This is a genomic window from Bordetella flabilis (assembly GCF_001676725.1).
Lineage (GTDB): Bacteria > Pseudomonadota > Gammaproteobacteria > Burkholderiales > Burkholderiaceae_B > Bordetella_C > Bordetella_C flabilis.
The window spans coordinates 5,200,133-5,213,667 of the sequence record NZ_CP016172.1; the positions used below are offsets into that span (position 1 = coordinate 5,200,133).

Below are 13,535 nucleotides of genomic sequence, written 5' to 3' on the forward strand. Positions count from 1 at the left end.
GTGCCCTGAAGATTCACGCTAAAGACTGTAACTACTTGATTGATCGGTAAGTTTCGGGTTGACTTATCAATCTTCGTGCCCATTGAGCGCCAGTAGTCCTGCGGCAGCTCCACTTCGCAGAATGTCACTCAAGCCTCGCGCCTTACTCCCCAGAATCTCGACCCGAAACCGCGCGCGGGTGATTGCTACGTAAAGACGTTGGTGGGCTGCGTAGTTCAGGAAGTTTTGGCTCGGTTCGAATTCCGCCCCCGAGCCGGTCGGCGGCACACGTCCGCTGTCGACGCCTACCAGGACCACCCCGGCAAACTCCAGACCGCCGATGAACTCAGGAGCTGACAGCACAAAGCGTCCTGAAGTCTTGGCTCGGTTCACGGCCTCCAGGTCTCCACGACATTTGACTACTTCAACGGGCTTCTTACTGCCTCTAGCAAACTCCTGGGCGCGGGCAAATAGGTCGTCGCCAAACACAATGATGGCGACATCGGCCTTGAGTACTCCCATTTCCCGAGCAAGTGTGTCTGCACGCGTAAATGCCGCTTCAAGCATGACCTCGTCCGACGGGAACTCTAGGTACGCTGGTTTTCTCGATTTCCGTTCTTCCTCTGCTGTGAACGCACTCACAGAGGCGGTCAGAGGATTATGGAAGTTGGTGAAAAGCGTTGCGCCACTCGAAGTGACGGAGAAAGCAAGGTCAACAATTTCCGGTGAACAACGGAACACTGAACGAATGCGCGTGGGGTCAGACTGACCGAGTGTGCCAGACGGATCGAAGGCGGTCTCAAAGGCCAAGTCCGTCCAACCGCGATCCCCAAGTGCCTGAGAACGGTCTACCGAGTAAGCAATTGGCTGACTCAATTCACTCTGCGTCAATCGGTGAAAGACAGACAGTTCATTCACGTTGAACAGATGGGTCTCGTCAATGAAGATTGAGTTGAACCCTTCTCGCGCGCGTCGCCTACGCCAAATCGGAGTGTTGAGCTGTGACGTCGCGCTGAGCACCACGTCGTCAGTGTCAAACTGCGCGGATGCCTCCAACTCGCTCTGGTACTTCTGATACATCAGGAAGGCAAACGTCTTGTCGCCGTCATTCTCCACGGGAAGGCCAATTTTCAGATGATCTAACTTCTTGTACTTACCCAGATCTTGGTCAGCGCGCCCCTTTATCTGAACACTGATCTCGTGCTGGAGCATCTCAGCGATTGCCCAACGTTCCGTTTCTCTAAGAAATTTCTTAAATGATTCCGAAAGAAACGGCGAATGTGATTCGTACTCGTCACGCAGCGCACGTTCCACACCTTCAATTGCATATAGCCGCTGGACTAGTTTCGACTCGTAGGCGTCTCGGTCTACCAATTCCGACTCAGAGATTTCGCGCTTCAGCAGGTTCGCACAGAGTTCTTGAAGAGTGGTTACTTTGATGGACTGCGGCTTAGCGAGAAGCTCGATTTCCGTTTCGATAAACCCATCTCCCCCATTTATTGCGATGAGATTCACAATCGCACGACGGGTTGGCTCGCTATGTGAGACGAACAATGTGCGATGTGGCTCGCCCGCCAACGCCGCATCCTGGAGCGTCTTTAACGCCTTTAACACTAGACAGAGTGTTTTACCTGTCCCAGCTGGACCCTCAATTCGGTGGGGCACCGTCAACTCCGAGTTGACAAATGCCAGTTGTGAATTGGTCAGGATCTTGGACCAACCTTCCACACCCGCTTCAACTGTGTGGGGGGAAGTTAGTTCGCGAAGTTCGGTCACCGCCAAAGAACTTGACCCGTTCCGCGGACCAGTGGCTTCCGCCAATTGCTGTGCAGCCAATGTATAGGCGTCACCGCGCCCCTCCCAAGCCTTTCTAAAGTTGGTCAGTTGAGGAGTCTCGGTGAGACCTCCTCCTTCATTGTCGGAGAACCTATAGGCTAGGAGCGCTTTCTGGGTCTCTCGTTTGCTCCTCCGCTTTTCATCAGGATTGCGGTCAATTGATACTCTTAACGCTGTTTGCTTCCCGATTGGATATGGAAAGATCGCTGCCTTATTGTTAGACAATACTCGCTCATTGGCGCTTGGTTTTAGACCGGCCCAGTACTTGGTAGCAAAACGCAGCGTCTTCTGCAGCGTAAGAATCAACCCACTGTCGTCGAGTCGCAGGAGCTCGCTGGTTCCCTCCAAGTCAATGACGATGTAGTTTTGGATTTCTTTTCCTGGCGTCAGCACGTAAACACCTTCGGAGGTGGAAAGAACGACGCAACGAAAAGTCAACTGAGCTTTCGGAGTGGTGCCGCGAATCACCGATATAAGGAGTCTGCCTCGTTCAAATTCGGACGACTGGAAGACCCGTTCTGAAATCAGTTCAGCACAAGCACCTTCATCAAAATAGGCGAATTTCATCTACTTACCCCAGACCTATTATTGAAAGCGATTCCTTTATCTCGGCGAAGTCGTTGTCGTTCACACCTATTCTCGCGAACAGCATGGTGAAGTTCTGCATCACATGTTCGATCCAAGGCGACTTCAACTTCGCAATGGGTGCCGCCAAGTCGTCGGACGCGATAAACCGAGGACAGCGTAGGGAGGACTCGCTGCGTGCATCCCATTCTTCGCGGGTTAGACCGCCGACTATATCGCGCGCGAGCTTCGTCGGAATGTGATGAATCTCCCGTAGTAGAGCGACGCAATTCGCCGTTGTCCCACTCAGCAATGGCATATCACGCAAAAGGTAGAAACCGTTGAGCCGATTGCCCGACAACTCCTTCACAACAGCATCAATTTTAGAAGCATTTGCCACCAGGTGGAGTCTGCGCTCCTCCCTTGAGCTGCTGGGCGCCCGCAGCTGCAAGTTCCGAACGTAAGTATCAATGCTTCCCCGAATCTTAATGCAGCGAGTACTCCATGCCCTGTCATTCTCCTTCGGTTTGAAGTGCGACTCGTAAATCTCGTGGACAGTCTTAGTTTCGAGCAGCGAGTCAGACAATGATGCGTCCTTCAGATGGTTTCGCAAGGTGTTTAGGCAATCGGCATGGATGCGGTCCATCGCGATGTTTGCCCCGTCGCAGAGAATCCAGTCTTCCAGTGGCACTACGGGGATATAGCTGAAGATAGGAGCTTTGTCTTGGACCGCATCGCAACGCGCCGTGATGACAAGACCGTAGGCGGACGTTTCGGGGTAGTCTTCCGCATAGGAACAAGAGAATACAGACCCTTGGGTGAATTCGTCCTTCCGCGGGGCGTCGAACATAATAGATCTCATCGCGCTGGCTCACAGTTTATCGGCAACTGCTCGTGAACTTTCTTGCGGTCGTGGCTCATACAGTGGCTAGCTCGCGTTGTTTTTTGAAAGCGCCCCTTCGGGTAGCCATAAGAAGCTGGCTTGCTGCATGCTTCACTGCAGCTCGGTACTATGGCCACCCGTAGTCGGAAAGTAGACGCTGACAAGTGATGTTCGAATGCCAGCAATGGGTCGATGGCGGCCGTTTGGGTCGGCTGTCGCTTGGGGCCTTCAGACGGCCCCAGGCATCATAGGTCGCCTGTTCTCGCTCCACCGCTCGGCGTCGGGCGGTGGAGCGACCGAGCTTCGACATTGTCATGCCGCCCAATTTCGCCGTCCAGCTGTAGTGCGGCGCCTCGGATACCAGCGGCTTTGGGCACGAGTCTGCCGGTTCAGCGCCAGGCTTCGGGTCCTTGAGCACTCCGACCATTTGCTCTTCCGCAAATGCTTTCATGCTCGCGGTTCCTCTTCGAGCGGACCCCACATCGTTTCCAAACTAATCAAGGATAGGCGGCCAGAGAAGGCGAAGCGCCGAAGGGCCCGCCCTCAACAGTTATTTCTAAGCACCTGCTCTTGTCGCTGACTTGATTGCCGGATGGTCACACTGCCGGACATTGCAGAGTTTCACTTCTGGCTTCAAGATGACCCCTTTACCTTCATCTTCTGATACGAACTCCAGGCCGGCCCCGCCGACAAATACTCCAATCTTTATGAATTGCCGCACAAAATAGTTCTTACCCACATTGATGTCCAGGACTCGGTCATTAGCGAGAATCCGGACTCCGTGGAAAATTTGTAAGTGCAGTCGCCCTCAACCTGCGTGTAGAAGAAAACTCTGCCTAGGGTTTCTCCAATGCAAGTGCCATCAAGGTAAACATCTTTCTTCAATGCCTTTCCCACGAAACTGTCTCGGTATACCCAGAGTCCCGATTTGCCTTGGTCCGGAGTTGGGAACGATTTATCGTTCAGATTATTGTTAGTTGCCCTCCCATGGGCACGTTCGCGTGGCCGGTCGCTATCGCGAACCGGGTGTTACGAGCAGGACCTTGAGGAGTTGAGGACGCATCGGGATCGCGCTCGGCTGAACAGTGTGTTCGAGAGTGTATCAAGGTGTTTGGGGTTTATCTATAAAAAGGTTTGTATGAGGAACCCCTATCCCCCGCACACTCCCTTATGTCGCGGACCGGCTTGGATCTCGACGTTGATAGCCGTAGCACTGCAGAGCATTCCCGCTGTTATCGTAAGCCATCAGGTCAGAGGTCCGACGTCAGCGGAATGTTTTGCCGTGACCGCAGGGCTTCGTAACCATTGATGTAAGGTGTGATCTCAATGAGGTCCGCCCGCGCAGCCTCTATATCATGTGGCCCAGGACAAGAACCACATGTGGGCAACTTAGATGGTTCCCCATGGCGCAGCGGCCTCGTACGAAAACTGGAAGCGTAGTCAAGCTACGAGAACGCTGATGGGAGTCATAAGTCACCTCTCTCCACCTACCGACACCGCTAAACGGCAGGCGCATGCTGCAGCTCCGTCGACGCAATCGCAGAGTGAGCAATCTGCGCGAAGGAACGATCTAGATCGGACGACCAAAACTCCCTCTTGAACGTCTTCCGACGCGCGAGCGGTGCGGGCCCTGACACCAATCAATGCAATATCTGACTCAAAAACAACTTAGTCCTTTCATTCTGCGGCCGATCAAAAAACTCCTCCGGCGCGTTCTCCTCAATAATCTCGCCCCGATCCATAAAAATCACCCGATCAGCCACCTTCCTCGCAAACCCCATCTCATGGGTAACGACCAGCATCGTCACCCCGCTCTCCTCCGCCAGCGTCACCATCACATCCAGCACTTCCTTCACCATCTCCGGATCCAGCGCTGAAGTCGGCTCATCGAACAACATAATCTTCGGATTCATGCACAGCGACCGCGCGATAGCCACCCGCTGCTGCTGCCCCCCCGACAACTGCCCGGGAAACTTCGTCGCCTGCTCCGGAATCCGCACCCGCTCCAGATACTTCAAGGCAATCGCCTCCGCCTCAGCCCGCGGTTTCTTCAGCACCCACATCGGCCCCAGCGTCAGATTCTCCAGCACCGTCAGATGCGGAAAAAGGTTGAAGTGCTGGAACACCATCCCCACCTCGCGCCGGATGGTCTCGACATGCTTCAGGTCATTGGTCAGTTCGATGCCGTCGACAATGATCTGCCCCTGCTGATGTTCCTCCAGCCGGTTGATGCAGCGGATCAACGTCGATTTTCCCGACCCCGACGGCCCGCAGATCACGATGCGTTCACCCGGCGCGACGTCCATGTTGATGTTGCGCAGGACATGGAACTGGCCGTACCACTTGTTCACGTCCTGCATACGGATGATGGCGTCAGCCATGCATGCACTCCCTTGTATGTCGCCCGCGCCGCGCGGCGCGGGTGCCGCCTTATCGCTGATAGCCCTGTGCCAGCCGGCGCTCCAGCGCCTGGCTGTATCTGGACATCGAGAAGCAGAAGACGAAGTAAATGAATGAGATGAACAGGTAGGCCTCGACCCCGAAACCCCGCCAGGCGGCGTCCGACAGCGCGGCCTTGGCCGCCAGCGTCAGGTCGAAGATGCCGATGATGACCACCAGCGAGGTGTCCTTGAACAGGGAAATGAAGATGCCGACCAGGGGCGGGATGACGATGCGCAGGGCCTGTGGCAGGACGATCTTGCGCATCTGCTGCCAATAACTCAGCCCGAGCGACGCCGCGCCTTCGTACTGTCCCTTGGGAATGGCCTGCAGGCCGCCCCGCACGGTTTCGGCGATATAGGCGGCCGCGAACATGATGATGGCGATCTGCGCCCGCAGCAGTTTGTCGATGGAATAGCCTTCCGGCAGGAACAGCGGCAGCATCACCGAGGACATGAACAGCAGGCTGATCAGCGGGACGCCGCGAATCAGTTCGATGTACACCACGCATAGCGCCTTGATCGCCGGCAACCGCGAACGCCGTCCCAACGCCAGCAGCACGCCGATGGGAAAGGCGAAGGCGATGCCGAAGGTCGCCAGGATCAAGGTCAGCGGCAGTCCGCCCCAGCGGCCGTTTTCGACATAGGTCAGGCCGAAGACGCCGCCCCACATCAGCACCGCGACCGCGCCCAGGCCGACCGCCCATAACAGCAGCAGCCACGGCGTCCAGAAGCGGCGTATGCCGCTGCAGATGATGACTGCCAGCAGCACGATGGTGGCGATCAGCGGACGCCATTGTTCGTCGTAGGGATAGGTGCCGAAGAGGATCAGCCTGTGCTTTTCGCGGATGAAGGCCCAGCAGGCGCCGCCCGACGCGCGGCATTCCTGTGCGGTGGTGGCGGAGAAGTTGGCCTTGATAAGCAGCCATTCCACCAGCGCCGGAATCGAAAACAGCAACAGCCAGGCGATCAGGATCGTCAGCAGGATGTGCAACGGCGAGGCGAATAGCCGGGTGCGCAGCCATGCGATAGGCCCGGCATGGGTGATGGGGGCCGGCAGGCCGTCGGCCGGAAGAGGCGCGGTGGTCATATCAGCGCTCCACCAGCGCGATGCGCTTGTTGTACCAGTTCATCAGTACCGAGATCGTCAGGCTTACCGTCAGGTAGGCCCCCATGATGATCAGGATGCCTTCGATGGCCTGGCCCGTCTGGTTCAGCGTGGTGTTGACGACGGAAACGATGTCCGGGTAGCCGATGGCCACCGCGAGGGAGCTGTTCTTGGTCAGGTTCAAGTACTGGCTGGTCATCGGCGGGATGATGACGCGCAGGGCCTGCGGCAACACGACCAGGCGCAGCACCAGCGTGCGTTTCAGGCCGAGGGAGCCGGCCGCTTCCCATTGGCCGTGGTCCACGGCCTGGATGCCGGAGCGGACCACTTCCGCGACGAAAGCCGCCGTGTAGGTGACCAGGCCGGCCAGCAGCGCGGCCAGTTCCGGCGACAGGGTCATGCCGCCTGCGAAGTTGAAACCGCGCAGTACCGGCACATCCACGGTCAAGGCCCCGCCGCTGACCAGCCAGCCCAGCAAGGGCAGCGCGACGATCAGCCCAATCGCCCAGCGGGTGAGCGGAAAGATGCGGCCGGTGGCCTCGCGCCGCTTGTTGGCCCAATGCGCCAGGGCCAGGATGACGACGATGGCCAGGCCCAGGCCGCCCAGCATCCAGTCCAGGGCGTCGCCCTGCAGCGTGGGCAGCTTCAGGCCGCGGTTGGAGATGAATACGCCAGGCAGGGGTTGGTGCGCCTGCCTGGGGCCAGGCATGTTCTCCGTGATGACGGCGTACCAGAAGAACAACTGCAGCAGCAGCGGAACATTGCGCATGACCTCGACATAGATCGACGCCAGCCTGGCCACCAGCCAGTTGCGGGACAGGCGCGCGATGCCGATGAGCGTACCCAGCAGCGTCGCCAGCACGATGCCGATGACGGCGACGCGCAGCGTGTTGACCAGTCCCACGAGGATGGCGCGGCCGTAGGTGTCGGCCGCGGTATAGGCGATGGGCGTTTCGCCGATGGCGAAGCCCGCCTCGCGATCGAGGAAGCCGAAACCCGTGGAGATATGGCGGGCCGACAGGTTGTGCAGGGTATTGGAGACGAGAAACCACGCCGCCCATGCGACCGCGGCCAGGGCCAGGGCCTGGTACACGATGGCCCGCACGCCGGGATCGTTCCAGGACAGCTTGCGGACCGGGGCCTTCGGCGGCGGGGCTTTGGAAGCAGGAGTCATTGCGTATCGATACGGAAGCAGCCACGCGGGCCATGGCAAGGCGCGGGCCACCTTACACCAGGCGGCACGCCGGCGCGAGGTGCCGTGGCGGGCACCTCGTTCGCCTTATCCACGGGCAATCAACGGATCGGCCAGCCGTACATCAATCCGCCCTGCTTCCATTGGGCGTTCAGGCCGCGCGGCAGCTTCATGGCGCTGCCGCCGCCGAGGTTGCGCTCGAAGCTTTCCCCGTAATTGCCGACACTCTTGATGATGTTGTAGGCCCACTTGTCGTCGACGCCCAGGTTCTTACCCATGCCCGGCGTCACGCCGAGGATGCGCTGGACGTTGGGATTGCTGCTCTTGAGCATCTCATCGACGTTCTGCGAAGTGACGCCGTATTCCTCGGCCTCCAGCATCACATTGAGCGTCCAGCGCACGACGTTGAACCACTGCACGTCGTCCTGGCGCACCATCGGCCCCAAGGGTTCCTTGGAGAAATCCTCCGGCAGGATCACGTACTTGTCGGGATTTTCCAGGGTGGTGCGGGTGGAGGCCAACTGCGACTTGTCTGTGGTGAAGGCGTCGCAACGGCCGGCGGAGAAGGCGCGCACGATCTCGTCGTACTTCTCGATGACGACGGGCTTGAACTCGATTTTGTTGCTGCGGAACCAGTCGGCCAGATTCAGTTCGGTGGTGGTGCCGGGCTGCACACAGACCGTGGCGCCGTTCAATTCCTTGGCGCTCTTCAGGCCAAGGTCCTTGGACACCATGACGCCCTGGCTGTCGTAGTAATTGACGCCGGTACCGAGCAGGCCAAGGGTGGTGTCGCGGGTCAGGGTCTGCGTGGTGTTGCGCGTCAGTACGTCGATTTCGCCCGACTGCAGCGCCGTGAAGCGCTGTTGCGTGTTCAGCGGGGTGACCTTGAACTTGGTGGAGTCGTTGAACATCGTGGCGGCGATGGCGCGGCACATGTCGATGTCCAGGCCCTTCCATTCGCCTTTGCTGTCGGCGATCGAAAAACCCGGCACGCCAGTGGACACGCCGCACTGCACAAAGCCCTTTTTCTTGACGTTGTCGAAGGTGGCGCCGGCGTGGGCGACGCCGGACAAGGCCAGCAGCGCGGCGCCGAGGGCGGCGATTTTCAAGGTTTTCATGGTTCTCTCCGTGCGTGGATGATCCGTAGACGGTGGCCGGTATCGCGGCGGCCGCTTGTAACCTCGGCGGATGGTAGCCCCCGTGAAAAACCAGGGACATGGGGGAAATCCCTGCCGGGCCCAGGGTCAATGTGGGGACATATCATGCCACAGGACGAGCCGGAAAGAGGCTGGACCGACGGCCTCAGAAAGCGCGAAACCAAGGCGCAGAACCCGGGAAATACGGAGCCGCAAGGGCCTGCGGCCAGACGTTCACCTTGAAGAGCACCCGACGGCACGACCAGCGGGCGCCCCGTGCGCCTGCCGCACGGTACTATTGCGGCTTCATCCGTATAGCCGCCATGATCGAATTCCAGCACGTCTTTAAATCGTACGGGCGCGGCCGAAACATTCTGGCCGATATCAACTTCCGGATTAGCGCGGGCGAATTCGTTTTCGTGTCCGGGCCCTCCGGGGCCGGCAAATCGACCCTGCTCAAGCTGATCGGCGGGCTGGAGCCCCCCAGCCGCGGATCGATCCAGGTGAACGGCCAGCGCCTGGACAAGCTGCCCTCCCGCGCCCGGCCCTATCTGCGCCGCGCGGTGGGCGTGATCCTGCAGGACACGCACCTGCTGTATGACCGCAACGCCATCGACAACGTCGTCCTGCCGCTGGCGGTGACCGGCCAATCGCCGCAGGCGGCGGCGGCCCGGGCCCGTGCCGCCCTGGAGAAGGTCGGGCTGTCCGGCAAGGAAACGCTCAACCCCATCGAACTGTCCGGCGGCGAGCAGCAGCGCCTGGCCATCGCCCGCGCCATCGTCAACCGCCCCGCCATCCTTATCGCCGACGAACCGACGGCCAACCTGGACCACGACAGCGCGCTGCGCATCATGAACGTATTCCGCGATTTCAACCGCGTCGGCGTCACGACGCTGATCGCTTCGCACGACCAGGAATTGATGTCCCACTACGCCCAGCGCGTGCTACGCATCGAGCCGGGACGCTTCGCCGATCTTTCCCAGGAGGCAAACCCATGAACGCATGGCTGCGGCAACACCGCTATGCGCTGGGCATTACCTTGCGGCGCATGCTCGCCCAACCATTTTCCTCGCTGGCCAACCTGCTGGTGATGGCCCTGGCGCTGGCCCTGCCCATGCTGGGCGCCGCCATCCTGGTGTCGGTCCAGCCGCTGGCGCGCCAGCTTTCCGTGACCCCGGAACTGACGGTATTCATGAAAGTGGATGCGCCGGCCGGCGCCGCGGCGGCCGTGGCGGATCGTATCGGCAAGGAATACGGCGACCAGGTCCGCGACGTCCGTACCGTGGGACGCGAGCAGGCCCTGGCGGTGCTGCGGCGCAACCCCACCTGGGCCGAAGCCCTGGCCGTCCTGCCCGGCAATCCCCTGCCGGACGCCGTCGTGGCCACCTTGCGTGATGGCGAAGACCTTGCCGGCCGTGCGGCCCGCCTGGCGCAGGCCTGGCGCGGTTTCGACCAGGTCGAGCAGGTGCAGCTGGACAGCGATTGGGTCCAGCGCATGGAAGCCCTGCTGCGCTTCGGCCGGATCGGCCTGGGATTCCTGGCTGCCTGCGTCGCGGTGGTTGTGTTGGCGACGGTCTTCAATACCGTGCGGATGCAGGCGCTGACCCAGCGCGAGGAAATCGCGGTGGCGCGGCTGGTGGGCGCGACGGAATCCTTCGTGCGCCGTCCATTTCTTTACCTGGGCGCCCTCTCCGGGGCGGTGGCGGCGTTGCTGGGTATTGTCATCGCGGCCTTCGCCCTGACGCCGCTGAACGAGGCTTTGCTGGCGCTGGCGCGCAGCTATGGCGCCGACTTTGCTCTTCACTTGCCCGAGACGCCGTGGCTGGTCGCGGCCGTGGTGGCGGCCGCCATCCTGGCCGCCTTGTCCGCGCGCTGGTCAGTCACCCGCAGTACGCGCTTTTAGGCCGCTTAATCGGCCGAATCAGGGCCGCCAATCCATGGAATAGTGGATGCGCGGTGTCCTTGGGGCTGCGTCGTCGGCAGCGGCGGCGACCCAGCCCGGCCAATTCGGACGCGCCGCACCATGGCGGTGCAAGCGCGAAGGAAAGCCGAAAATTACTCCGAAAGAAATAATAGTTTTCGGAAAACTTTAGTAATATCGCCTCTCCGCTTGCTCTACCTATGGCTGCGACCACCGACCATGTCTGCCCGTGACGCCCGCGCGACGCGCCACTACTTTGATAGCACCTTCAACTATCAGGCCGTCAAAGTACTGCCCAATGAATACTACGTGACGGGCGACGACGTGATGATCACGACGGTGCTCGGATCCTGCGTGGCCGCCTGTATCCGCGATCCGCAGACCGGCGTGGGCGGCATGAACCACTTCATGCTGCCGGAAGGCGACAGCCAGTCGCCGGCCTCCGCGACCATGCGGTACGGCGCCTTCGCCATGGAAGTGCTGATTAACGAAGTGCTGAAGGCGGGCGCCTCCCGCGAGCGCTTGCAGGCCAAGGTCTTCGGCGGCGGCGCGGTACTGGCCGCCATGCACCAGATGAATATCGGCGAGCGCAACGCCCAGTTCGTGCTGAACTACCTGAAGATGGAAAACATACCGGTGGCGGCGCGCGACCTTGGCGACGTCTACGCGCGCCGGATCAGCTTTTTCCCGCGCGACGGCCGCGTCATGATGCGCAAGATGACCTCCAAGGTGCGCGCGGTGGAAATCATTGCCAAGCGCGAAGTGGCGGTTGCGGAGACGTTGAAGGAAAAGACGGTTGCCAAGCCGACGGTGGAGAGGTTCGCGATGCCGGCACGGCGGGCGGCGGCGACCTTAAGGTAAACGGGCCGCAGCACCCGCGCGCGGATGATTCGCTACGGGGTATAGGGCCTTTGTCCACGATGGTCGTCTCGCGTCGAGTCGATGGACTCGATAGGATGCAGCTCTGCTCCTAAGGTTTCCGAGAGGCGATCGGAAAATACGGTCGCAGACGCGCAGGACTACGCGACAACATGGCTGTGCTCCAACAAGCACGAACGCCATTCGTCCTCTCGGTTGTCGTGGCTGCCCACAGCGCGCGGGCCGCGAATTCAGCCAACGCGCCGTTCGTGCGCCGACCAGCCAACGGCGCGGCTGGACAGTTGCCCTGGCTCGGGAAATCGCCCTTGTAGATCATTCGTGGATCGTGGTTGACGATTAGTTATTGCCGGATTGCTGTGTATCGCGTGGCGGCTGCGGGCTGTTGGCCGGATTGGTATCGAGCTTGCTGATGCTTTCGATACCCGCGTTCGTTCCCAGAGCGGACAGCTCTGCTACCACGGCATCGGCCGCGTGTTCGTCGTAGACGTCCCGATCATTCACATAAACCGTGAAGACGCGCTCGTACTTCGCCTGTTTGGCTGGATTGCGGATCGTGTCCAACGTCCATTGGTACAGTGGATAGTCCTGCGTGCCTTCCTCTTCCGCCTGCTTCACATAGCCGGCGAAGGCGTCGTACTGCGACGTGACCGTCGCATGGTGGGCGCGCAATGCATCGCGCAACCTGGCAAGCTGCGGCGTGTCACGGCCATCGCGGTAGGCCTCGGCCAGCTCTTGCGTGACGCCCATTCGAACCTGATACTGCCATTTGTCTTCCATGGATACGCCTTCCTTGCCGAGGTCCAGCCGTCCGGCTACCTGATGGCCGCCGGCACTGGGGCGCAGGACAATGATTTCACCGGACGCCACCGGCAGCCCGGTCAGCGCCGTAATGTTGACCTGATGGGTAACTAGGATAAGCGTCGGGCCCTGGTATGTATCGATGAAGCGCCGCAGCGCGGCCGTCTGGGCATCGCTGTCGGCAGGGGTACGGATCAGGGAGTTCAAGGCAGCCAGCGGACGGACCGATCCCATGTTCAGCAGTCTGGCCGTTTCCATGGTGCGGCACCATGCGCTGCTGTATATCTCGCCCTCGACACCGCGGGCCTTCAGTGCGCGGCCGACAAGGGCCGCCTGCCTGCGTCCAGCGGCGCTCAAGTTGCGCTGCGTGCGGCAATCGTCGAGTCGGAAGCTGGAAGGATCGCCGGTGCCGGGCGCTTCCGCATGCCGCATGAGTACCACCGCCCCCGGCCGCGACAGCGCCGTCCAGGCCCCCTCATCGGCATGGGCATTTATGCCCAGAAGCAGGGATAACAGGAAGAAGATCCGCCTGGCCATGATGTCCTCCCGATCGTTGGCTCGGGGCGGCCGGTGAGCCGTGGCCTATTGTACTAAGCGGTCTCTGACGCATCACTCCGATAGAGGATCGCAATACGTAAGCATCCGGCACAGCGAACGCTTGGCCGAGGTCGGCATCGAGCCCTCAGTCGGCAGCGATAAGGCCGTTTCACTTCAACCGTACTGCCTCGCGATTCCCGGGGCGATTCATTTAATTTGTCCGACAGTCGGCTTGTGGCCGATCGCCGCCCTCCGACGGGCGGC

11 protein-coding genes are annotated in these 13,535 nt (G+C 60.3%); 3 read left to right on the forward strand and 8 right to left on the reverse strand.

From position 1 onward, the window contains the following. Positions 1–66: 66 nt before the first annotated feature. From BAU07_RS23190 to BAU07_RS23215, 7 genes are all read right to left on the reverse strand, one after another. Entirely contained in the window at positions 67–2,382 is a 2,316-nt protein-coding gene (locus tag BAU07_RS23190) for a UvrD-helicase domain-containing protein (protein WP_084025943.1), read from the reverse strand. Positions 2,383–2,386: 4 nt separating this feature from the next. Further along, on the reverse strand, positions 2,387–3,229 hold the full coding sequence (locus BAU07_RS23195; RefSeq protein WP_066663037.1) for a hypothetical protein: 843 nt from the start codon (positions 3,227–3,229) through the stop codon (positions 2,387–2,389). Positions 3,230–3,967: 738 nt separating this feature from the next. Then, a complete protein-coding gene (locus tag BAU07_RS27615) occupies positions 3,968–4,159 on the reverse strand; it encodes a DUF2846 domain-containing protein (protein ID WP_232338187.1) in 192 nt (63 codons plus the stop codon). Between the two features lie 743 nt (positions 4,160–4,902). Next, positions 4,903–5,643 carry an amino acid ABC transporter ATP-binding protein gene (locus BAU07_RS23200; protein ID WP_066663040.1) on the reverse strand — a complete coding sequence of 247 codons (741 nt, stop codon included), beginning with the start codon at positions 5,641–5,643 and terminating at the stop codon, positions 4,903–4,905. Between the two features lie 49 nt (positions 5,644–5,692). After that, positions 5,693–6,790: an amino acid ABC transporter permease gene (locus BAU07_RS23205; RefSeq protein ID WP_066663043.1), complete on the reverse strand. Its 1,098-nt coding sequence runs from the start codon at positions 6,788–6,790 to the stop codon at positions 5,693–5,695. Position 6,791: 1 nt separating this feature from the next. Beyond that, positions 6,792–7,982 (reverse strand): amino acid ABC transporter permease, encoded by a 1,191-nt coding sequence (locus tag BAU07_RS23210; RefSeq protein ID WP_066663046.1) that lies wholly within the window; start codon positions 7,980–7,982, stop codon positions 6,792–6,794. Positions 7,983–8,101: 119 nt separating this feature from the next. Continuing rightward, positions 8,102–9,118 (reverse strand): amino acid ABC transporter substrate-binding protein, encoded by a 1,017-nt coding sequence (locus BAU07_RS23215; RefSeq protein ID WP_066663048.1) that lies wholly within the window; start codon positions 9,116–9,118, stop codon positions 8,102–8,104. A gap of 341 nt (positions 9,119–9,459) precedes the next feature. Here BAU07_RS23215 and BAU07_RS23220 point away from each other — a divergent pair, with 341 nt between their 5' ends. The 3 genes from BAU07_RS23220 (at position 9,460) to cheD (ending at position 11,918) form a co-directional block, all read left to right on the forward strand. Next, positions 9,460–10,134, forward strand: coding sequence for a cell division ATP-binding protein FtsE (locus BAU07_RS23220; protein WP_066663050.1), 675 nt, complete (start codon positions 9,460–9,462; stop codon positions 10,132–10,134). Further along, entirely contained in the window at positions 10,131–11,039 is a 909-nt protein-coding gene (locus BAU07_RS23225) for a cell division protein FtsX (RefSeq protein ID WP_066663052.1), read from the forward strand. Before BAU07_RS23220 ends, BAU07_RS23225 begins: the two co-directional genes overlap by 4 nt. Positions 11,040–11,276: 237 nt before the next feature. After that, positions 11,277–11,918, forward strand: coding sequence for a chemoreceptor glutamine deamidase CheD (gene cheD / locus BAU07_RS23230; RefSeq protein ID WP_066663055.1), 642 nt, complete (start codon positions 11,277–11,279; stop codon positions 11,916–11,918). Between the two features lie 354 nt (positions 11,919–12,272). Here the strand turns inward: cheD and BAU07_RS27750 are convergent, their stop codons facing one another. Beyond that, on the reverse strand, positions 12,273–13,271 hold the full coding sequence (locus BAU07_RS27750; protein WP_066663058.1) for a histidine phosphatase family protein: 999 nt from the start codon (positions 13,269–13,271) through the stop codon (positions 12,273–12,275). Positions 13,272–13,535 lie beyond the last annotated feature (264 nt).